We start from the raw sequence: 20,875 nt of genomic DNA, 5'->3' as shown, positions 1-20,875 counted from the left end.
TTTACTTATGATAATAATAACTTCCACGCACTACTTACATCGCCATAACTTAAATAGTTTCGCGCTATACTATGCTTTTGGTGGTGAGACATGTTTTTAATATTTGGATAATGCTCGCTTACAGTGGTTATAAACGCATCAATCTCCTTTTGGTTAGGTAACTCTTCTACATTACCCAACATACCCAAATCATTTCCTGTCAACACCATACTGTTTTTAACTTCTTCAGGCATTGCATCGACACCTATACCTAGTGTTGAGAGTGGTTTAGGAATTTCAAAAAATCCTTTTTTAGCTCTGTTATAATAGCTTCCACCTGCTCTAGCAACTAAGTCTAGTTTTTCTTGGTCTATAACTTGGTTGTCGTCCAGTACTTCTTCTGTAATATGGAATTTAACTACCTCACATATTACCAAATTACCTGCTCCTCCTTCGGTTCCTAGTTTAATAACATCGTTTACCTTACACTCAAATTGAATAGGCGATTCGGCTACTCTAAAGGGTTTTACCACATCAGATGCTAACATGGTTAAACCAGCTTTATCAAACTCGTTAATACCTTTAGCGTATTCGGTACTACTTAATGATGCTTGATGTACCATATCATAATTCACCACATTAATGACCACTTCTTTTATAGCTTCAACATTTTCTAAAGTGTGTTTTACTGTATTATCTCTTACACGTCGTGCAGGAGAAAATATCATAATTGGCGGATTAGCACTAAACACATTAAAGAAACTAAAAGGTGACAAGTTTGGGTTACCGTCTTTGTCTATAGTACTTGCAAATGCAATAGGTCTAGGCGCTACAGCACTTAATAAATAACTATGAAGTTTTCCTGTTGAAAGGTCTTTTGGCTCAAAAGATATCATTACACCATTGATTTTGCACAAATGTAACCATATTAGTACTGTTATAAAAATGATTTGAAGTAGTTGATGTACAATATTATTAACAGATTTGCATTATATTTAATTATTGTAAACATTTTATAATGACACTTACCGCAAACAAGAACATTCTACGCTGGACCATTATTATAGTTTCTTTTATTATTATCTCGTTAATACTTTGGAATACCTATATTTTCTTTCAAAATTTTAAACAAGAAGAGCGAATAAAAATGCAAAATTGGTCGTTTGCTCAAAAAGAAGTTACCAAAACCACAGACCTTGATGGTGACATAGGTGAATTACCTTTAGAGATTTTAAGAAGCAACTCCTCTACTCCAATGATTTTATTGGATGCAAAAGGAAATGTAACCAGTAGTAATAATATTGATGAAGAGAAAATTCAAGATCCTGAATATGCTAAAAAGTTAATTGAACAGTTTAAAAAAGAAAACCAACCTATTGAAATAAAATATAAAGACAAGATTTTTTCTACTTTATACTATGGTAACTCTCCTCTATTGAATAAGTTGAAGTATTACCCAATGGCATTGTTGCTTATTATTTTCCTGTTTATAGCTGTGGCCTACTTTTTTTACCGAAGTGCTAAAAATGCTGAACAAAATAAACTCTGGACAGGAATGGCAAAAGAAACAGCACACCAAATTGGGACACCATTGTCTTCATTAGTTGGTTGGACTGAAATTTTACGTTCTGAAAACGTAAATCCAGATTATATAAAAGAAATTGAAAAAGACGTCAATAGGCTTCAAACCATTACTGAACGCTTTAGTAAAATTGGCTCTGTACCAACACTTAAAAAAACTGATATTGTACAGGAAACACTAGACTCTTACGATTATTTAAAAGCGCGTTCTTCCAAACTTATAGATTTTGAAATCACTACTCCCGATGCTAATATTTTTGTAAACCTCAACGCTCAACTTTACAGTTGGACTATCGAAAACCTTGTAAAAAATGCTATTGATGCCATGAAAGGTAAAGGCGAGCTTAAAATAGCAATAGTTGAAGATGGTAAATATGTAAAAGTAACTATTAGCGACTCAGGAAAAGGAATTCCAAAACACCAATTCAATAAAATTTTTGAACCTGGTTTTACCAGTAAAAAGCGTGGCTGGGGATTAGGACTTTCGTTATCCAAGCGTATTATTGAAGATTACCACAAAGGCAAAATAAAAGTCTTACAGTCCGAAATTGGTAAAGGCACCACAATGTTAATCAGTTTAAAATTAGTTTAGTACATTTGAAGTATGGCTAAAAAGTTTTTTACACTAAAAGAAGTTAAACTTAACAACAATTGTCCTGAATGCTACTCCAACAATGGATTGCAACTCACCTTTAAGCAACAGTTTGTTGAAAACGCTTTTTACAAAGCCATTACCGAAGAAACCACACAGTCAATGTCATGCTCTACCTGCAATACTGATATTTTCCCTGTACGTTGGACTGATGAAATTGAACGAGTAGTTGCTTACCAAAAACGCGCTGCTAAGCCTAAACCAAAATCTTTAAAGCTAAAAACCTTAGCTTGGGTACTTATTGTTTTAGATTTGCTTATCATAGCAGGAGTTGTCCTATTTGCTATGGGAGTTTTTGGGTAGTTTACATAAACGAAGTAATACGTTTTGCTGTAGCTTCAAACGCTTCTTTATCCATGGCAACTTTTGAAATAAAACGAGCATCTTCCATTGAGTTTAATGGAATAAGATGTACATGTACATGAGGAACTTCTAGCCCAATAACCGAAACACCTACACGTTTACAAGGCACTGCTTTTTCTAGCGCAATAGCAACGCTTCTAGAAAACTCCATTAAACCTATATAGGTCGCTTCGTCAAGATCAAATAATTTATCTACTTCAATTTTTGGAATACAAAGCGTGTGTCCTACTGCATTAGGGTTAACATCCAAAAACGCCAAATAATCTTTAGTTTCGGCTACTTTATAACAAGGTATTTCACCATTTACAATTTTTGTGAATATGGATGCCATTTTTTAGGTTTTAGGTTACTTAGTTATTGCACTATTTGTAAATATAAAAAGATTCCAACGTATGTGGAATCTTTTAGCATATTATTATGTCGTGGAAGCTTATCGGCTTATCTCTAAAATATCAAATTTCATTATACCATTAGGCACTTGTATATCGGCAACATCTCCTACAGATTTTCCTAACAACCCTTTACCTATTGGAGAGTTAACTGAAATTTTTCCTTGTGCTAAATTAGCTTCACCATCAGCAACCAAAGTATAAGTCATTTCCATACCGTTGGTTTGGTTTTTAATTTTCACTTTAGACAATACCAATACTTTTGAAGTGTCTAATTGCGACTCATCAATAAGTCTTGCGTTAGCCAAAGTTTCTTCTAACTTAGAAATTTTCATCTCTAGCATACCTTGAGCTTCTTTAGCTGCATCGTATTCAGCATTTTCACTCAAATCGCCTTTATCTCTAGCTTCGGCAATTGCTTGTGACGCTTTAGGACGTTCTATATCTTTAAGTTGGTTTAACTCTTCTCTTAATTTTTTTAATCCCTCAGCAGTATAATAAGATACTTTACTCATAACTTCATCGTTTACTTTATAATTAGCTTTGCGACTTTATTCAAAATATCCCGATGCTTATGCTCGGGACTAACGCAAAAAATCTCGCTCACACGAGATTATGACACAAATATACAAAATATTTATTTCACTATTTATTTTGTTTAAATTGCAGGCTTATAAATTCATGCTATGAAGAATTTTTTAACACTACTTACCTTTGCTTTATTGGTATCGTGCAGTAAAAGTGACGATAACAACAACTGCAATTTTTTACAAAATTTAGGGGTTAACGCAAGTATTAACCTTAACCTACCACAATACAGTCAATTACAGTTTACGAGTAACTCTGTATATATTCCCAACCAAGGTAATGGAGGCATTATTGTGACCAATGTTGGCTCAGGACTGAGAGCATGGGATGCTGCAGACCCTAGCCACACAGCTAGCAGTTGCTCAATTATGACTATTGATGGTGCAAATGCTAAGTGTGGTTGTGGTGATGAAAATGAATATAGCCTATTTATTGGTCAGCCTCTTAACGAAGCATTACCTTGTGGTCTTAAAGAATACAGAGTTACTCCAACTGGAAGTAACACCTATAGTATTACTAATTAAAATCTTAAGGTTGCTCCTACTAAAAAGTTAGTAGTTGCCTGCGGATAAAAGCCTGCACCTTCAATTGTTTCAACTTGTCCTGGATTAGACCAAGTATCATCGTAGGTATAATAATATCCGTTAGACTCATATTTTTCACCAAACACATTGTTTACCAATCCTGTTAGCACTATAGATTTGAAAATAGAATTGGTTTTAATTTCATACATGATATTGAAATCGTTAACAAAATAGCTATCGAGTTTTGAAGCCTCAGCATCAGTATTTCCCATAAACTGCTCACCAACATACTTGCTTAAAAAAGACATTTGAAATTGTGGTGTTGGTTGAAATACAAAAGCATTAGCTGCAATAAACTCTGGTGAAAATGAAATATTGGTTTTACCAAGATTTACTAGCTCGCCATCAATTGAGGCAACAGTTTCTTTGTTTTTATTAGAACTAATGGTAAAATTAGGTTGCACTGAAAACTTAGGCGTTATGGCTAAAGCTGCATCAACTTCTATACCTAGTCTATAGCTTTCTCCACTATTGGCTCTTACAGGACTACCAACATCATCAATAGTTCCTGTTAAAACCAATTGCTCGTTATACTGCATATAGTAACCATTGATATTAAGTCTAAAGGTTTCTTTACTGTATCTCCAACCTAATTCAAAATCGTTTAACTGTTCTGGTTTTACATCAGGATTGTTTTCAAAATCATCTCGCTTTGGTTCTCTGTTAGCTCTTGCATATGAGAAATACAGGTTACTTGCTGTGTTTAACTTATACGTGATGCCTGCTTTAGGATTAAAAAAACTGTAGTTTTCATCAATATTAAATGGCACTCTATCTGATGTCTCTCCTGTTGTTTTATAACCTACATTTCGCAATTGTAAATCACCATATAAACTAACTTTATCATTCAATCTGTAGGTTGCTTTTGCAAATACACTAAAATCATTTTTCTTACCATTTCCGTCATAATAATGATCTCTTATTTCACTATTGCTAGCATATTGAGCCCAAATTATTTCTCCAAAATGATCGCCATCATAATTACTATAAGATAACCCAGAAATAACATTTATAGCATCGTCTTTATAATTAACGTTGGCATTAACTACATAAAAATCGTTATCTAACCATCTACGTCTAATCAAATCTGTTTCATTGATAGTTTCACCACCAATAGTGATTTCTTCTAAGTCATAATCTGAAAAGCTTTCGTCTTCTTTATACTGCTCAAAATAACCATGACCATAGGTATAGTTAAGCCCTAAGTTAGTTGACCAATTGTTATTGTAACGTTGGTTCCAGTGTAGCTGATAGTGATCTTGCTGGTAATTATCAACCTCGTTATCGTAGAAGCGTGTGTTGCCATCTTCGTCAGTATACATACCTGCTGTATTGAAGGTACGATCATTTTCTAGTTTTTCTAAATCTTCCAATCCATTCCAAGATTGATAGGTAATTTCTTTACCAGAAAAAGTAATAGCTTTAATTAAAGTATTAGCATCAACATAAGCTGCTTGTAGAAAATAGGATTTTAAATCAGAAGTTGCTCTGTCTATATATCCATCAGATTTTATTTGAGACAAACGACCTGCAATTTCAATATGGTCATTTAACTTACCTGTACTAAACTTTAAGGTGTGTTTTCTAGTATTATAACTACCAAATGAGTTTGAAATTTCGCCATAAGGCTTTTCAGAAATCGCATCGGTAAGCACATTAATACTAGCTCCAAAAGCTCCTGAACCATTAGTAGATGTTCCTACTCCACGTTGCAATTGTAAGTTTTCAACAGAAGACGCAAAATCCCCTAAATTCACCCAAAATGTTCCTAATGACTCTGCATCATTATAGGGAATTCCGTTAATAGTTACGTTAGTAGATTGCGAACTAATACCACGAACTCTAATTCCTGTATAACCAACTCCTGCTCCAGCATCGGTTGTAGTAACAACTGACGGTAAATAATTTAAAAGTACAGGAATGTCTTGACCTAAATTGCGTTTTTTAAGGTCTTCTTTTTTTACGTTTGTGTGAGTAATTGGTGATGTTGCCTCAACACGAACTGCTTTTACTAGAACTTCGTCTAGCTTTTCTACTTTGGTAGAATCTTTTTGTTTTTCTTGTGAAAATGCACTGACAGATAGCACAAATAATGCTAAAAATGCGAATAAATTTTTCATTACGATTATGTTTATAATCGAATAAAAAGAGGTAATTATTCTTTGGTTAATAAATTATTATAAAATAGAATACTTTAGGTTGTTCCGGATACAGCATTAAGTATTCACAGTCCCTAAACAGCATTACCTGTTCTAGGTTCATTGGGTATGATCTCAGCCGAAATCAGTGCGCAGTTTACAGTCTTACAATTAGCAGTCTGTATTACAAAAAACACTTAAACTGTAACTGAATACTGTTCTACTGAGTACTGAAAAAAGCACCCCTTTTTGAGAACGCTGCAAAATTAATGAACTAATTTAGACTTTAAAAGACTTCTCGAAACAATTTTTTATTACTCGAAAAATCACTGAGAGTGACACCTATAACTTTTAAATTTCAGGAGGCTTTCTATTGGCTTTTTTTTCAGACAGTTGTTTTTTGTTTTGAAGTCGTTTTTGTTTTACTGCTTTAGGAACAGCTGTCTTTTTTCTTTTTTTAGGAACTATCAAACCTTGTTTAATAATTTCTAGAAAACGTTCAATTACAAGTGCTTTATTTTTATGCTGACTTCGGCTTTCACCACATTGTAAGATAAGTACATTTTGGTTGCTTAATCTTGTTTGTAGGTTTTTGAGCAAGAGCTCCTTTTGCTCCTCATTTAAAACTGTAGATGCTTCAACATTAAAAGTCAATTCAACTTTTGAAGCTGTTTTATTAACGTGTTGTCCACCAGCTCCAGAACTCTTTATGGCTTTAAAAGATAATTCGGCAAGTAAGAGGTCTTCGTTAAGCATCACTTTTTATTTGGTGTGGTGCTTTTAATAAATCGTTTACCGTTTTTACAGGATTGAACGTAATAAGAGGAACTTCAACAAAAACCGTATTCCAGTTAGACATGCTTCCATTCCATAAACCAGGTAGCTCAAGTGCTTTTAAATCTTTTCCTACTTTGGTCTTCATGGTAATGAATGCTGTTTTTGGGTCTACAAAGTCAGTTAAATCAAACTTTTCTCCTTTATAGTTTTTAACACTGCATACAATATCAACAGGATTAAAGTGCGTAGATTTTTTTAAAATGGCTTTTTGCGGCTTATTTTTCATGTTTATTTGAGCAGACTCCACAATTTGAAGCGACACATTTCCGCTTTCGTCTTTTACCCAAAATGGTCCACCACCTGGTTCGCCTTCATTTTTCACCATTCCACAAATACGTATTGGTCTATTTAGTTTTTCTCTTAAATATTCAATTTGGTATTTAGCTTTATATTTTTCAAACTCAGGAGAAATTTTTACCTGTAATTTATTAAGAAGGAATTCAGCAATTTTAATCAGTTCCTCTTCAGTTGTTTCTTCATCATCCAATTGCTCCATATATTTAAACGAGGTTTCTTGAAGGTTTAGTAAAACACCTGCAAGTAACTTTTTGTATTTAGCAACTTCAGTCTTGTACTTATACACCACAACATTATCAATGTTTTTGATGAAGATAATGTCAGCATTTAGGTCGTTTAAGTTCTCAATAAGTGCTCCATGACCTGATGGTCTAAACAACAATGTACCATCGTCTTCACGAAAGGGTTTGTTTTTTGGAGTTACTGCAATAGTATCAGTAGATTCTTTTTGATAGGAAAACGAAATATCAAATTTTGCGCCTGTTTTTTTCTCTACTTTTTCCTGAATTCTATTGAACTCATTCTTGAATTTGTCTTTATACTTTTCAGAAATTGTAAAGTGCAGTTTAGTTGTTGCATTTGTTGAAGAATACAAAGCCGACTCAAATAAATGCTCTTCAAAAGCCGTTGAAATTATTTTGTTTTTGTATTCATGAAAAGGCAATAAACCTTTAGGGAAATTACCATAGTTAAGCTTGTCTTCATCTAACATAGTTTTTACAAACAACAATGCTTGATGACCTGTACTTAGCGCTTTATAATTAGGATATTTTTCATTGAGCATATCCATAACCTCATAATAAAACGGAAACTTTTCTAAACCAACCAAAAACATAGACAGATTACTGTTTTTTGTTCTGTTTATATAGGCATTTAAGGTTTCAGCTTCAGGATTATATTCTTTTGTAAACTGAAATAAAAACTTAAACATGCGAGTTGCAGCACCAGAAGCAGGAACAAACTTTAAAACGCATAGGTCATTTTTTTTGCCTTCAAACACGTTTATATAATGTTCAACCTCAGTATCAGTATACCTGATAATTCCATCACCAATGGTAGCAGCTGAGACAAGGTTAGAAAAAGGTAATCCTGTTACAAAAAGTTCTATTTGAGACTGGACTTTTCTAAGCGTTAGACCTTTACTTTCAATTTGTTTTAAATCTGAATCTGAAAAACTCATGCATTGCTTTTTAATAATTGATCAATGTGTTTTATGGCAGTTTCTAGACGTTTACTTTTATTTCCTTTAAGCAAAACATAAGGTTTTTTATGCTTGATTAATGCACTTTCAAACGCTTTAAACATACGTTCTCGCTCATTGGGTTTATCACGTAAATCGTCTGCCTCCCAAGGTGTATCAATATACGTTAAAAAGTATAAACTATAGGTGTTCTCTAAAGCAAATTTTTCTAAAATTGGATCGCAAGTCCCTGAGTAGTACGCTTCAGAATAAACTTTGGTTTCTAACAAGTCGGTATCGCAAATCAAAACAGTATTTGTTTTTTGGGCTAGCTCATTTTCTAAACGTATTTGTCCAATAGCAATTGGCAGCAAGTCTTTAGGTTCGCAGGTTTTACGCTCATTGTTCCATTTATTTTGAAGGTATTCACGTGCATACTCTGGTACCCAAACAGAATTATAATGTCTTGCCAACTGCCTAGAAAGTGTTGTTTTACCTGTACTTTCCGGTCCAAATAAAACTACTTTTATGCAATTTGCTGGTTGTTGTTTAAGCTGTTCTTCCATGCTTTATATCCATAAATAGCTATAATAGTAAATAAAAAATATTGAAAAGACGTGAAAATTAGACCTTTATAAAAATACAAGGGTACCGAAATTAAATCTCCTATAATCCAATATGTCCAATTTTCTAATTTCTTTTTTGCCATTAACCACATACCAACAAAAAATATGGCAGTAGTAACGGTATCTACATAAGCTGTCCATGAATCAAACTTATCATTTACTTTATAAATTAGAATCACAAAAAGAATTGTAATTACAAAAATAACTGCACTCCACAAGTGTTCTTTTTTTGTAGTTTTTGTTACTGGCACTTCTTGGTTATTATCATCTTTTCTAGTCCAGAAATACCAGCCATAAATACTCATAGAAAAGTAATAGGCATTTATAAACATATCTCCTAAAAGACCATAAACCCAAAGAATATAAACAAAAATTGCTGTGCTAATAATTCCCGTTGGATACACCAAAATGTTTTCTTGCTTGGAATACCAAACGCTTAAAAAGCCAAAGAAGACTCCTATAAACTCAAGAACTATTAAATGTGTATCTATACCTTGATACTGTGAAAACAACCAATCAAAAATGTGGCTCATAATCGTGTCTGTCTGATTTTACAATTTTCATATACAGTAAGCCTCTTTCTACAAGTTCAAAAGCTTCTTTTATTTCGGTTGTAAGCACCTGCATAACCTCATCATACTCACCATAAACCTGAGTGCTTAATGGGTTTTCTAGTACTTTAAGATTTGAAGCTCTCAACTTTTTAATAAAATGGATGATTGATGGTTCAAAATCGTCTTGTAATGGTGTTAATGTTAGTTCTACTGATATTTTCATATTTATTTTTTTAAACTGTCAAAAAATGATTCGTCTTCTTCAAAAGCGGTTCCTATAACCACAACATCTGCTCCTGCTTGATATGCAGCATTCATTTGTGTTTTACTTCTAATTCCTCCTCCTACAATCAACGGAATATTCAATTCTCTTTTCACTTTAGAAATAATACTTTCTGAAATTGGTTCACATGCTCCACTTCCTGCTTCAAGATAAATAAGTTTCATACCTAGCAACTCTCCAGCTTTTGCTGTGTTTACTATATGATTGCTGTTGCTTTTTTGTAAAGGTTGTGTTTCTGTTACACGCTGTACAGCTGTTTCTTTTCCGTTTTCTATAAGCAAATACCCTGTTGGAATAATATCAAGCTGCGTGCCTTTTAGTTTTGAAACTGCTTTTATATGTTTGCCTATTAAATATTCTGGGTTTCTCCCAGAAATCAATGATAAAAATAGTAAGCCATCAGCTTTATTTGTAATTTGAGTAACATCTCCAGGAAACAAAACAATTGGCAATTGCGTGTGTTTTTTTATTTCATTAACCAAAATATCTGTAAGCTGTTCTTCTACTTCACTTCCTCCAACAAAAATATGAGTTGCTATAGAGGCATTTACTTTATCAATAAAGAGTTTTGTATTTTGCACATGAAACTTATCAGGATCAATAAGAACTGCCAATAACTTTTTGCCACTAGAAACAGACTGCACTATGTTTTTGTAAATCTGTTTCATTTATGATGGTAAAGCTAACGCACAGGTAAATCCTTCAAATTCTAAAAATGTGGTTTGGTAACGGTATTTCTTATTATCATAATCAATCCAAGCTATTGTTTCTTCATCTTTCATCATAAATGGAATTACCAATGTATGCTGAAAAAAGCTTAAACCTGGTGTTGCAAACAACTTATACAAGGACTCTTTAATACACCAAATTACAGTAAGCTTATTAATATAATCCGTTGCAGTTTTATCAAGATATTCAAACTCATACTCAACAAACTTTTGAGCAATAATGCTTATTTTTTCTCGTTGCTTTTCAATATCAATACCTACTTCTTTATCGCTTACTACAACTGCCGAAAATATAAACGAATGTGTTATGGAAATATGTTTTCCATCTTTTAGGTGTGGCTTTCCATTTTCGTCATAAAACAAATCGGCATCAGTGTATCCAAACTCTGCTAGCAAATGTCTCACACTTAAAAAACCACGTTGATGCAACTCGCTTTTCATACCTAAAACACGAGTTTCGCACTCTGGTCTTAAAAACATACCTTGCTTTAACTGGTTATAAGATTCTGTAATCTTCCAAATTTTAACAGTAGTATAAGAATTAGGAGTAAGGGTTTTATATAGAGGCATTTATTATTCTGAAAGTTATTAGTTATCTTTGCAGTCTCAATTAATTTTACAAAGACAAATATACTAATATGAACACAAAAACTGTTGCTTACGTACCTAATAAGGTAAAAGATATGTCGCTTGCGGCTTGGGGACGAAAAGAGATTGAATTAGCCGAAGCAGAAATGCCAGGTTTAATGAGCCTTCGTGAAGAATATAAAGATGAACAACCTTTAAAAGGTGCTCGTATTGCAGGATGTTTACACATGACTATTCAAACTGCTGTTTTGATTGAAACATTACAAGCTCTTGGCGCTGAAGTAACTTGGAGTTCTTGCAACATCTTTTCTACGCAAGATCAAGCTGCTGCTGCTATAGCTGAAACTGGCACTGCAGTTTATGCATGGAAAAATATGACCGAAGAAGAATTTGATTGGTGTATTGAACAAACACTTTTCTTTGGTGAAGACAGAAAGCCACTTAACATGATTCTTGATGATGGTGGTGATTTAACAAATATGGTATTAGACAAATACCCAGAGTTAGTTCCTGGAATTAACGGATTAAGTGAAGAAACTACAACAGGTGTTCACCGTTTATACGAGCGTATGGAAAAAGGTACATTACCAATGCCTGCTATTAACGTAAACGATTCTGTTACTAAATCTAAATTTGATAACAAATACGGTTGCCGTGAGAGTGCTGTAGATGCTATTCGTCGTGCAACTGACGTTATGCTAGCTGGAAAACGTGTGGTTGTTTGTGGTTATGGTGATGTTGGTAAAGGTACCGCTGCTTCTTTTAAAGGCGCAGGAAGTATTGTAACTGTTACTGAAATTGATCCTATTTGTGCACTACAAGCTGCTATGGACGGTTTTGAAGTGAAGAAACTGGAAACTGTTATTGGTAATGCAGATGTTGTGATTACAACTACAGGAAATAAAGATATTGTTCGTGGTGAGCACTTTGAAGCTATGAAAGACAAAACCATAGTTTGTAACATTGGACATTTTGACAATGAAATTGACATGGCTTGGTTAAACAAAAACTACGGTAACACTAAAGATGAAATTAAGCCACAAGTTGACAAATACAACGTAAACGGTAAAGATGTTATCATTTTAGCTCAAGGTCGTTTGGTGAATTTAGGTTGTGCAACAGGACACCCAAGTTTTGTAATGAGTAACTCGTTTACAAACCAAACATTGGCTCAAATAGAACTTTGGAATAACAAAGACGCTTACGAAAACAAAGTGTATATGTTACCAAAGCATCTTGATGAAAAAGTAGCGAAATTACACCTTGAAAAAATTGGTGTTGAGCTAACAGAACTTAAGCAAGACCAAGCAGAGTACATTGGTGTTAAAGTAGAAGGTCCTTATAAACCTGAGTATTATAGATACTAAAAAAATAGCGTCTAAACTATAGATTGCTTTGCTTTTAGATAATAAAAAACCCTTACTAAATTTAGTAAGGGTTTTATTTTTATTCTATCTATTGAGGTGTTTTACTAACTAATTTCATTTCTTCAATTAGGTGTTTTGCTCCTGCATATTTATCTATTATAAAAAGTACATATCTAATATCTACCATAATATTTCTACAAATTTCAGGATCATAATTCATGTCACTCATAGTACCTTCCCAAACACGGTCAAAATTGAGTCCTATTAAATTTCCGTAAGCATCTATAGCTGGACTACCAGAATTTCCACCAGTTGTGTGATTAGTACCTATAAAACACACTGGCACTTTTCCATTGTTATCAGCATATGGACCAAAATCTTTAGTATTGTATAAGTCTATTAACTTTTGCGGTACATCAAACTCATAATCACCAGGAATATACTTTTCCATAATTCCTTCTAAATAAGTTACTGGACTGTAATACACAGCATCACTTGGTGAATAGCCTCGAACTTGCCCATAAGTAACACGTAAAGTACTATTTGCATCAGGGAAATAACGTTCGTTAGGTAATGCTTTCATTAATGCTGTCATGTAATCGGTTTGCAATGCAGTTATTAGCTCGTTTTTTTCTTTATACTCAGGGTCTATTGTATTAAAATACTCCTCTATTATAGGTTTTGCGTAAGCATAAGCAGCATCCTTATTTATATTTTTTAGAACTTTTTTAACATCGCCTTCTAAAAGCTTTAAAGCAGAGTCTAAGTTTGTTAAAGCCGTTTTATCATAAATTGAAGCATCAACAGATTCTCCATATAATGGCATTACATTTAAGTAAACACCTTTATCAACATCAACATCATAATTTTTATGAATTTTCTTAAGGCGTTGGATTAAATCAGGTTTTTGCTTTTCAAAATCTTCAGTATTGTCAACAAGTGCTTGTTCAAATTTGTATAACCTATACGTCATTTGCATTAACTCATTGGTTACTAAAAAAACTTCGGTAAAATTCCTTCTTTTGATATTAATTGGAGCAAAGTCTTTATAAAGTCTATCAAACTCAGGAAGAATGTGCGCATATTTTTCTTCTAAATTATTCTCTTTTAAAGCTTTTGTAAATGTAGCTTCAAACTCACGTCGTTTAGCAACAGCATCACTCTTCTCAATGCCTAAATTCTCACCTATCCATTTTTTCCATGCATTTGCAATTCTAGCTTGCTTAGAGGCATATTTAATACGTACTTCATCACTCGCTTTCATCTTAGCATCAATCACTTTTAAAGCGGCTTCCCTAATTGCAATATTTGTAGGGTTGTACTCTTCAGTAATATGCTCAATGGCCACAGCTGGAAGGTATTCGTTTGTTCTACCTGGAAAACCAAAAACCATTGTAAAATCTCCTTCTTCAATACCATCTAACGAAACAGGTAAAAAATGTTTTGGTCTATAAGGAACGTTATCCTTACTATATTTTGCTGGTCTGTTATTTTTATCAGCATAAATTCTGAATAACGAAAAATCACCTGTATGTCTTGGAAATACCCAGTTATCAGTATCACTTCCAAACTTACCTATACTACTTGGAGGTGCTCCTACCAATCTAATATCTTCAAATCGTTCGGTTACAAATAAGAAATATTGATTGCCTTTGTAAAAAGATTTTGTTTTTACATCTTGCCATTCTTCTTTTGGCCAAGAGTCCATTACTGCATTTTTATTTTGATCAATTAAAGACTGTTTTTCTTTTTCGGTAATAGAGTTATTAATCCCTTTTAAAACGGTCTCAGAAACATCATGAATACTTACAATGAACTCAATATAAAGTCCTTCGTTAGGCAGTTCTTCTTCCAAAGACATTGCCCAAAATCCATCTTTTAAATAATCGTTTTCTAAAGAAGAATGTGATTGGATTTGACTGAAGCCACAATGGTGGTTAGTAAGTACCAAACCACGTTCGGAAATCACCTCACTTGTACAACCTCCATTAAAATGTCCAATAGCATCTTTAAGGCTAGAATTATTAACATCATAAATATCATTTGCTGTTAGTTTACTTCCAAGGCTTTGCATTTCATCTTCATTCATACCTTCTAAAAGAGATGGAATCCACATACCTCCTTGTTGGGCAGACATTTGAAAAACAACGAAAAAGCAAAGAAATTTTATTATGCGCATATTTAATATTTTATAGTTTGCGTAAAAATAAAAAAAGTACATTTTTATATCTTTAAAACTTATCAATTTAACGAGATATTATGATATACCACCAATCAAAACTATCCAACGTAGGCAACTCCATTTTTTCTGTAATGAGTGCATTGGCAAATACCCATAATGCTATGAACTTAGCACAAGGGTTTCCTGATTTTAAAAGCGACCAGAAACTCATCGATGCAGTTTCAAACGCAATGAATTCTGGGTACAACCAATATGCACCTATGCAAGGACATTTGGGTTTACGTCATGCTATCAGTAAAAAATATGAGTTACTCTATAATTCTAGTTACAATCCTGAAAATGAAATTACCGTTACAGCTGGAGCTACCCAAGCTATTTTCACCATAATATCAGCATTTATAAGACCAAATGACGAAGTCATTATTTTTAAACCTGCTTATGATTGCTATCAACCTGCAATTGAACTTAATGGTGGAAAAAGCATTGCTATACAACTAAAAGCACCTAATTACACTATTGATTGGAATACTGTTACGAAAAGCATAAACAGTAATACCAAAATGATTATTGTCAACACTCCTCACAACCCAAGTGGAACAGTACTGAGTAAAGCTGATATGCTCAAGCTACAAGAATTAACCAACGAAACAGATATTGTTGTTTTAAGTGACGAAGTGTATGAGCATATTATTTTTGATGGTGAGCAACACCAAAGTGTTTGTAGGTTTAAAAACTTAAAAGAGCGAAGTTTTATAACAGCTTCTTTTGGGAAAACATTTCATAACACTGGTTGGAAAATTGGTTACTGTTGTGCGCCAAAAACACTAATGGACGTTTTTAGAAGTGTGCATCAATTTAACGTGTTTTCTGTGCATCATCCTTCACAAAAAGGACTATCGGATTATATGGAAGAGCCAGATCATTATTTGAATTTACCTGAGTTCTATCAGGAAAAACGCAACTTATTTCTAGAATTGATAAAAGATTCTCGTTTTAAGTTTACACCTTCAAAAGGCACATACTTTCAAGTATTGGATTACTCTGACATTACACTAGAGCATGATGTAGATTTTGCAAAACGCCTAACTATTGAGCATGGTATAGCCTCAATTCCATTATCTGTTTTTAACGATAATAATCTAGATGAGCATGTACTACGCTTTTGCTTTGCTAAAACAAATGACACTCTAAAAAAAGCTGCAGAATTATTAAACAGCATTTAAAAAATAGTTGAATTAATTTGCTACAAAAGAGTTACTTTTACAATAATTCTGTGTCTTACTTTATATAGAAACCAAATACATAAATACATGAAATTCTGGATTACAATATTATTTTTAAGCTTAGGACTGTACTTAAACGCACAAGAGGTTAAACATGAGGGAAAAACTTACGAAATAAAAAAAGGAAAAATTTTCCTTGAAGGAAAAGATGTTACTGATACGTTTACTAAAGAAGAAATTGAAGCATTTAAAGTAAAAATAGCCAAAGCAAAAGAAGAATACGCCAAAATACAAAAACAAGAAAAAGAGGCTAAAAAACTTGAAAAGCAAGCAAAAAAGGCTGAAAAAGCGCAAAAAAAGGCCGAAAAAGAGCTAAAACGAAAAGAAAAGGCGCAATTAAAATTTGATAAAGCATCTAAAAAATTAGAAGACGCTCAAAGCAAGTACGAAAAGCTAAAAAAGAAAGGAAAACTATCTCCTAATGACGAGGCAAAATGGCTTGAAAAAATAGAAAAACTAAAAGAAAACTACGATAAGTCTAAAAAGAAGCTCAAGTGAGCCTAAACTCAATGCAAGACCAACTAAAAATCGCTTATTTACAATCGGATTTAATTTGGGAAGACCCAAAACAAAACCGCAAACATTTTAAACAAAAAATAGAAGACATCACCAAGCCTGTTGACGTTATACTTCTTCCTGAAATGTTTACCACAGGTTTCACCATGAATGCCAAGGACAATGCTGAAATCATGGCAGGTAAAACTGTAGAGTGGATGCAAAAAATGGCTAATAACAAAAATGCAGCTTTAGTTGGCAGCTTAATTATTGAAGAAAATAATGCGTTTTATAATAGATTGTGTTTTGTTGAGCCAGATGGAACTATCCATAAATATGATAAACGCCACACCTTTTCATTAGCAGGTGAAGACAAGGTATTTTCGGCTGGTAGTGATAAATTAGTTATAGATTTTAGAGGTTGGAAAATTTGCCCTCTTATATGCTACGACTTAAGATTTCCTGTTTGGAGCCGAAATGTTGAAGACTACGACTTATTGCTATATGTTGCCAATTGGCCTAAACCTCGCATACAAGCTTGGGACGCATTGCTAAAAGCAAGAGCAATAGAAAACATGACATATTGCATTGGTGTAAACCGAATTGGTGTTGACGAAAAGGAAAACGAATATTGTGGGCACTCAGCTGCTTACGATGTTTTGGGCAATGTGATGCTACCTATAAAACCCAATAAAGACCTTACTGAAATAGTTACGCTAGAGCGTAGCCATATTACATTTTATCGTAATAAACTCAGATTTTTAAACGATAAAGACCGTTTTACTCTAGAATAAATTCAATAATAGGGTCCCAATTAGCTCTTGCGTCTATAGCATCAGGGAAGTGGCTAACGCGTTCGGGTTGTATTTTTTTAAGGTAACTTCCTGTATCCCATTTTTGGTTACCATTAGCATCATGCACAACTCTTAAAAAATAAGTTCCTGGAAGAATATACCTAAAATCTATTGGCTTTAACTCTGTAGCAAATTGTTCATATTTAACTTCGCCTTTATCATCAGTAAGTTGAACAACAGCAGGATATTTAGCGTTTCTTAAAGTCACTCTCACATTAGAATAATCAGAATAAGCTTTAGTTTTTAAATTAAAGTTTAGCGTATCATTAACTTCACCAAAAAAATCGGTAAATGTTTCTGGTAACATCTGTATCTTATAGGTATTGTTTTGAGACTTTTCAAACTTAAAAGCATAGGTGTTTTCCATTTCGTTAAACTCTGTAGTGAAATCTACATTTACCGAATCTTGATCTAAGATAGTCACCTGCTTTTCGTTTAAAGACACAAAAGGCGTACTTCCTTGTAATGAAAAATCTTTACCAAAATCTATAGTTCCTGAAACCAACGCTCTAACAGTTAATGAATCTTTATCTAAATCTCTAAACCTATGCTTTAGTGTATCAACATACATTTTATTTTTAACCACAAACAATGTAGAATCTAATTCTAATTTAGGTTTGTACCAGTAATACAAAGTATCAGTTTTACTGTCTTTAGTTATTTTAGTTTTAAAGTTATTAGGTATACTGTCGTTGAGTATTTCAATCTGCATTCCGTTATAATCTCCTTCATAGCCAAAAGCAATTCGTTGTTTTGCAATTTGTTTTGGCTTTATAGCTTTAAAATCGAGTTCTTCTTCAAATAGTTTTAAAGTATAAATGGAATCGCTAGGGACTTCAATAAAGTCTTTATGAAATCCTATTTTATCACTTTTAGGCTCAAATGTGTAATTACTGTTTTCATCTTTTACAGCAACCATCAAGTATTTACCAGCTTTTAAATTATCAATACTAAATGTTGTAACACTATCTAGTGTATTAGTAATGTATTTAGGTTTTTCTTTATAAATGATAGAATCAGTAAAAGTAGAATCGACTTCATACAGCATTACCGAAACAAAGGTATCTGGTTTTTTAAGTTTAGAGTCCATAACCACACCTTTAACTGAAAGCGAATCGATATAATCACCTGTGGAGAATACATATCTGTAATAAGGGTAAGGGTTTTCTTCGTTGTTATCTACAATACTTTCACCAAAATTAAACGCATAAGTTGTATTAGGTTGAAGCGTATCTTTTATGGTTATTTTTATATACTTACTTGCTGAACTTAACGGAATAATATCTGGTTGTGTGTCCATTGGTGGTGAAATGATAAGCTGACGCTGAACATCTTTAACCTTAATGTATTCATCAAAGTAAATTCGAATTTCGTTACCTTGAAAATTTGTGGTAAAGTTTTCAGGGACAGACTTTAGTATTACTGGTGGTTCAGTATCTTTTTCTCCACCTGATGGAGTTCCTCTATTAGCACAACTAGCAATAACTAATGCTAAGAAAACAATGCCTAAAATCCGTGTGATATATGAGCGCATTAAATAAGAATAATTTTGCACAAAGAAACAATTTTAAAAACTATACTCAAAACTCAAACTTATTAAGTTTTATTGTATTAAAAAACGAAAACCAACTACCGTTAAGCATTACGTTAATGTGTAATTGCCATAGTTGCCACACTTATTTTAACACCTTCTATTTGCAACATGGCATTAGCGCAAGCTTCTATTGTTGCTCCTGTTGTAATAATATCGTCAACCAATAAAATATGCTTGTGTTTTAATGATTGGTTTTCAGATATAGCAAAAATAGTTTTACTATCATCGGTTCGTTTTAATCTGTCCTTAAATACTTGCGTTTTAGTATTTGCAATCTTTTGTAATGTTGTCGTGTTTACATTTACATTTAAGGCTTTGGCAATTTCATCTGCAAACTTTGAGACTTGATTATATCCTCGCTTTCTAAGTTTGTGTTTATGTAAAGGCACTGGTACCACTACATCTATTGTGTTATAAGCTTCAATTGTTTTTAATTCAGCCCCTAACCACTTGCCTAAAAATGTTCCTACCTCTTCGTAACCTTTATATTTTAATTTATGAATAAGTTGCTGTACAATCCCTTTTTTAGAAAAGTGTAAAAAGGCAGTTGCATTTTCAAGTTTTACTCTTCCATAAAGTACTTTTTTAACGGTATCGTCCTCATTAAAATGAAAATTTGTCAATGGAAGATCATGCCTACACTTAATACAAATATATGCCTCATTATCACCCAAATAGCTTGCGCATGATAGACAAACCTTTGGAAAAAACAAGTTTAACAAGTTTTTTATCATTTCATCGATAAAAATAATCAACCTTAACATAAAGTTATACTTTCGCGATGAAATAACAAATTAATAATGATAGTTAACCCTCAATTTTTTAACTACAGATTAATTATAGGTTCATTAGTAGCAACTATTGCGGTTTTATGTGTTTTTAGTTTTACAAGTTACCAATCCATTAGAACTCATCAACAATTTTTAGAACAAGAAAAACACTTAATGGAAAATGAATTATCTCAAATGATTTTGAGATATGACAACTCGCTTACCTCTAATAATCTTTTATCTTCTCAACTTGAAGACGCCAAAAGAGAAACACTAGTAGCTTTAGATTCTCTAAAGCTTATGCAAGTAGACTTATCAGTGATTTCGAAGTTTAAGAACCAAGTTATTAATCTTAAAGAAAAAAACAATTTATTGTTCTTTACTATAGACTCTCTAAAGGCTATCAACCACAACCTTCAAAAGGAAAAACTATTAGCTTACAACGAGTTACAAAAAGAGCGACTTACCAATAAAAAGCTTTCTGAAGAAAATTTTATATTAAACAAAAAGCTAGAAGAAGGAGCTGTTTTAACTGCAAATTCTTTTAAAGCTAAAGCGGTTAAAAACTTTTTAGGAAAAGCCATAATTACTCGAAAAGCCAGTAGCACCAACCAAATAGACGTAAGTTTTACTTTGGTTGAAAATGCATTAGCTGAAAATGGTGATAAAGAATTATATGTTCAAATAGTAAACCCAAAAAACAATGTAGTAGCTGATAAAGGCTCAATTGATTTTGGAAATTCGCTATTAATCTACAGTCTTAAAGAAGTGGTTAATTACCAAAATAATGATATGGATGTCACACTGTCAATAGACACTGATAATGACGATCAACCTTTAACAAAAGGCACCTATCACATTAATGTGTTTCACAAAAATCATCATTTAGGTTCCACCAAAATAGAGCTTAATTAACTAACTAATTTTATTTTTTGAAAAACCGTTCCGTTAGTTGGTGCGGTT

The 20,875-nt window shown here is 32.9% G+C and carries 22 protein-coding genes; 8 read left to right on the top strand and 14 right to left on the bottom strand.

Annotated elements, in window-relative coordinates:
* Positions 1-5: 5 nt before the first annotated feature.
* Positions 6-875, bottom strand: a complete 870-nt coding sequence (locus tag ACQ0RB_RS12210) for a flavin reductase family protein (RefSeq protein ID WP_129759539.1) — start codon at positions 873-875, stop codon at positions 6-8.
* 122 nt (positions 876-997) lie between these two features.
* Here ACQ0RB_RS12210 and ACQ0RB_RS12205 point away from each other — a divergent pair, with 122 nt between their 5' ends.
* Positions 998-2,152 carry a sensor histidine kinase gene (locus tag ACQ0RB_RS12205; RefSeq protein WP_134198492.1) on the top strand — a complete coding sequence of 385 codons (1,155 nt, stop codon included), beginning with the start codon at positions 998-1,000 and terminating at the stop codon, positions 2,150-2,152.
* A 12-nt stretch (positions 2,153-2,164) separates the two neighbouring features.
* Positions 2,165-2,515, top strand: a complete 351-nt coding sequence (locus ACQ0RB_RS12200) for a hypothetical protein (protein WP_430498748.1) — start codon at positions 2,165-2,167, stop codon at positions 2,513-2,515.
* 1 nt (position 2,516) lies between these two features.
* On the opposite strand, the gene ACQ0RB_RS12195 is transcribed toward ACQ0RB_RS12200, so the two are convergent.
* Entirely contained in the window at positions 2,517-2,906 is a 390-nt protein-coding gene (locus tag ACQ0RB_RS12195) for an HIT family protein (protein WP_430498746.1), read from the bottom strand.
* A 99-nt stretch (positions 2,907-3,005) separates the two neighbouring features.
* The gene (greA, locus tag ACQ0RB_RS12190; protein WP_129759543.1) at positions 3,006-3,479 is read right to left on the bottom strand and encodes a transcription elongation factor GreA; all 474 of its coding nucleotides are present in this window, start codon (positions 3,477-3,479) and stop codon (positions 3,006-3,008) included.
* Positions 3,480-3,650: 171 nt separating this feature from the next.
* On the opposite strand from greA, the gene ACQ0RB_RS12185 reads away from it, so the two are divergent.
* Positions 3,651-4,076 carry a hypothetical protein gene (locus ACQ0RB_RS12185; protein WP_129759544.1) on the top strand — a complete coding sequence of 142 codons (426 nt, stop codon included), beginning with the start codon at positions 3,651-3,653 and terminating at the stop codon, positions 4,074-4,076.
* On the opposite strand, the gene ACQ0RB_RS12180 is transcribed toward ACQ0RB_RS12185, so the two are convergent.
* The 8 genes from ACQ0RB_RS12180 to ACQ0RB_RS12145 form a co-directional block, all read right to left on the bottom strand.
* Entirely contained in the window at positions 4,073-6,256 is a 2,184-nt protein-coding gene (locus tag ACQ0RB_RS12180; protein ID WP_430498743.1) for a TonB-dependent receptor, read from the bottom strand. The two genes, ACQ0RB_RS12185 and ACQ0RB_RS12180, sit on opposite strands and share 4 nt — an antisense overlap.
* A gap of 369 nt (positions 6,257-6,625) precedes the next feature.
* Positions 6,626-7,030, bottom strand: a complete 405-nt coding sequence (arfB, locus tag ACQ0RB_RS12175) for an alternative ribosome rescue aminoacyl-tRNA hydrolase ArfB (RefSeq protein WP_129759546.1) — start codon at positions 7,028-7,030, stop codon at positions 6,626-6,628.
* Positions 7,023-8,588: a DUF4301 family protein gene (locus tag ACQ0RB_RS12170; RefSeq protein WP_129759547.1), complete on the bottom strand. Its 1,566-nt coding sequence runs from the start codon at positions 8,586-8,588 to the stop codon at positions 7,023-7,025. Before ACQ0RB_RS12170 ends, arfB begins: the two co-directional genes overlap by 8 nt.
* Positions 8,585-9,154, bottom strand: a complete 570-nt coding sequence (locus tag ACQ0RB_RS12165; protein ID WP_129759548.1) for an AAA family ATPase — start codon at positions 9,152-9,154, stop codon at positions 8,585-8,587. The genes ACQ0RB_RS12170 and ACQ0RB_RS12165 overlap by 4 nt, the downstream gene beginning before the upstream one ends.
* A complete protein-coding gene (gene pnuC, locus ACQ0RB_RS12160) occupies positions 9,115-9,747 on the bottom strand; it encodes a nicotinamide riboside transporter PnuC (protein ID WP_129759549.1) in 633 nt (210 codons plus the stop codon). The genes ACQ0RB_RS12165 and pnuC overlap by 40 nt, the downstream gene beginning before the upstream one ends.
* The gene (locus ACQ0RB_RS12155; protein WP_129759550.1) at positions 9,731-9,991 is read right to left on the bottom strand and encodes a thiamine-binding protein; all 261 of its coding nucleotides are present in this window, start codon (positions 9,989-9,991) and stop codon (positions 9,731-9,733) included. Before ACQ0RB_RS12155 ends, pnuC begins: the two co-directional genes overlap by 17 nt.
* A 2-nt stretch (positions 9,992-9,993) precedes the next feature.
* On the bottom strand, positions 9,994-10,719 hold the full coding sequence (locus tag ACQ0RB_RS12150) for a geranylgeranylglyceryl/heptaprenylglyceryl phosphate synthase (protein ID WP_129759551.1): 726 nt from the start codon (positions 10,717-10,719) through the stop codon (positions 9,994-9,996).
* Positions 10,720-11,349 carry a 4'-phosphopantetheinyl transferase family protein gene (locus ACQ0RB_RS12145; protein WP_129759552.1) on the bottom strand — a complete coding sequence of 210 codons (630 nt, stop codon included), beginning with the start codon at positions 11,347-11,349 and terminating at the stop codon, positions 10,720-10,722. It lies immediately after the preceding gene.
* Between the two features lie 68 nt (positions 11,350-11,417).
* Between ACQ0RB_RS12145 and ahcY the strand changes: the two genes are divergently transcribed.
* Complete coding sequence (gene ahcY, locus ACQ0RB_RS12140) at positions 11,418-12,734, top strand: adenosylhomocysteinase (protein WP_129759553.1); 1,317 nt, start codon at positions 11,418-11,420, stop codon at positions 12,732-12,734.
* A gap of 88 nt (positions 12,735-12,822) precedes the next feature.
* Here the strand turns inward: ahcY and ACQ0RB_RS12135 are convergent, their stop codons facing one another.
* Entirely contained in the window at positions 12,823-14,913 is a 2,091-nt protein-coding gene (locus ACQ0RB_RS12135; RefSeq protein ID WP_430498740.1) for a S46 family peptidase, read from the bottom strand.
* An 83-nt stretch (positions 14,914-14,996) separates the two neighbouring features.
* On the opposite strand from ACQ0RB_RS12135, the gene ACQ0RB_RS12130 reads away from it, so the two are divergent.
* From ACQ0RB_RS12130 to ACQ0RB_RS12120, 3 genes are all read left to right on the top strand, one after another.
* Positions 14,997-16,139 carry a methionine aminotransferase gene (locus tag ACQ0RB_RS12130; RefSeq protein WP_430498814.1) on the top strand — a complete coding sequence of 381 codons (1,143 nt, stop codon included), beginning with the start codon at positions 14,997-14,999 and terminating at the stop codon, positions 16,137-16,139.
* A gap of 87 nt (positions 16,140-16,226) precedes the next feature.
* Positions 16,227-16,697, top strand: a complete 471-nt coding sequence (locus tag ACQ0RB_RS12125) for a hypothetical protein (RefSeq protein ID WP_430498738.1) — start codon at positions 16,227-16,229, stop codon at positions 16,695-16,697.
* An 11-nt stretch (positions 16,698-16,708) separates the two neighbouring features.
* Positions 16,709-17,488, top strand: a complete 780-nt coding sequence (locus ACQ0RB_RS12120) for an amidohydrolase (RefSeq protein WP_430498736.1) — start codon at positions 16,709-16,711, stop codon at positions 17,486-17,488.
* On the opposite strand, the gene ACQ0RB_RS12115 is transcribed toward ACQ0RB_RS12120, so the two are convergent.
* Positions 17,475-19,082 (bottom strand): Ig-like domain-containing protein, encoded by a 1,608-nt coding sequence (locus ACQ0RB_RS12115; protein WP_430498734.1) that lies wholly within the window; start codon positions 19,080-19,082, stop codon positions 17,475-17,477. The two genes, ACQ0RB_RS12120 and ACQ0RB_RS12115, sit on opposite strands and share 14 nt — an antisense overlap.
* A gap of 113 nt (positions 19,083-19,195) precedes the next feature.
* Entirely contained in the window at positions 19,196-19,765 is a 570-nt protein-coding gene (locus ACQ0RB_RS12110; protein WP_430498733.1) for a ComF family protein, read from the bottom strand.
* Positions 19,766-19,942: 177 nt separating this feature from the next.
* On the opposite strand from ACQ0RB_RS12110, the gene ACQ0RB_RS12105 reads away from it, so the two are divergent.
* Positions 19,943-20,827, top strand: coding sequence for a hypothetical protein (locus tag ACQ0RB_RS12105; protein ID WP_430498731.1), 885 nt, complete (start codon positions 19,943-19,945; stop codon positions 20,825-20,827).
* Positions 20,828-20,875 lie beyond the last annotated feature (48 nt).

This window comes from Gaetbulibacter sp. PBL-D1 (genome assembly GCF_050509525.1).
In the GTDB taxonomy this organism is placed as follows: Bacteria; Bacteroidota; Bacteroidia; order Flavobacteriales; family Flavobacteriaceae; genus Gaetbulibacter_B; species Gaetbulibacter_B jejuensis.
Note: the sequence above shows the minus strand (reverse complement) of the source record. Positions and strands in the feature narration are given on the sequence as shown.

Bases quoted from the DNA above. Each gene is read 5' to 3' on its own strand.
- ACQ0RB_RS12210 (WP_129759539.1), bottom strand. From the start codon at position 875: ATGATATCTTTTGAGCCAAAAGACCTTTCAACAGGAAAACTTCATAGT.
- ACQ0RB_RS12205 (WP_134198492.1), top strand. From the start codon at position 998: ATGACACTTACCGCAAACAAGAACATTCTACGCTGGACCATTATTATA.
- ACQ0RB_RS12200 (WP_430498748.1), top strand. From the start codon at position 2,165: ATGGCTAAAAAGTTTTTTACACTAAAAGAAGTTAAACTTAACAACAAT.
- ACQ0RB_RS12195 (WP_430498746.1), bottom strand. From the start codon at position 2,906: ATGGCATCCATATTCACAAAAATTGTAAATGGTGAAATACCTTGTTAT.
- greA (WP_129759543.1), bottom strand. From the start codon at position 3,479: ATGAGTAAAGTATCTTATTATACTGCTGAGGGATTAAAAAAATTAAGA.
- ACQ0RB_RS12185 (WP_129759544.1), top strand. From the start codon at position 3,651: ATGAAGAATTTTTTAACACTACTTACCTTTGCTTTATTGGTATCGTGC.
- ACQ0RB_RS12180 (WP_430498743.1), bottom strand. From the start codon at position 6,256: ATGAAAAATTTATTCGCATTTTTAGCATTATTTGTGCTATCTGTCAGT.
- arfB (WP_129759546.1), bottom strand. From the start codon at position 7,030: ATGCTTAACGAAGACCTCTTACTTGCCGAATTATCTTTTAAAGCCATA.
- ACQ0RB_RS12170 (WP_129759547.1), bottom strand. From the start codon at position 8,588: ATGAGTTTTTCAGATTCAGATTTAAAACAAATTGAAAGTAAAGGTCTA.
- ACQ0RB_RS12165 (WP_129759548.1), bottom strand. From the start codon at position 9,154: ATGGAAGAACAGCTTAAACAACAACCAGCAAATTGCATAAAAGTAGTT.
- pnuC (WP_129759549.1), bottom strand. From the start codon at position 9,747: ATGAGCCACATTTTTGATTGGTTGTTTTCACAGTATCAAGGTATAGAT.
- ACQ0RB_RS12155 (WP_129759550.1), bottom strand. From the start codon at position 9,991: ATGAAAATATCAGTAGAACTAACATTAACACCATTACAAGACGATTTT.
- ACQ0RB_RS12150 (WP_129759551.1), bottom strand. From the start codon at position 10,719: ATGAAACAGATTTACAAAAACATAGTGCAGTCTGTTTCTAGTGGCAAA.
- ACQ0RB_RS12145 (WP_129759552.1), bottom strand. From the start codon at position 11,349: ATGCCTCTATATAAAACCCTTACTCCTAATTCTTATACTACTGTTAAA.
- ahcY (WP_129759553.1), top strand. From the start codon at position 11,418: ATGAACACAAAAACTGTTGCTTACGTACCTAATAAGGTAAAAGATATG.
- ACQ0RB_RS12135 (WP_430498740.1), bottom strand. From the start codon at position 14,913: ATGCGCATAATAAAATTTCTTTGCTTTTTCGTTGTTTTTCAAATGTCT.
- ACQ0RB_RS12125 (WP_430498738.1), top strand. From the start codon at position 16,227: ATGAAATTCTGGATTACAATATTATTTTTAAGCTTAGGACTGTACTTA.
- ACQ0RB_RS12120 (WP_430498736.1), top strand. From the start codon at position 16,709: ATGCAAGACCAACTAAAAATCGCTTATTTACAATCGGATTTAATTTGG.
- ACQ0RB_RS12115 (WP_430498734.1), bottom strand. From the start codon at position 19,082: ATGCGCTCATATATCACACGGATTTTAGGCATTGTTTTCTTAGCATTA.
- ACQ0RB_RS12105 (WP_430498731.1), top strand. From the start codon at position 19,943: ATGATAGTTAACCCTCAATTTTTTAACTACAGATTAATTATAGGTTCA.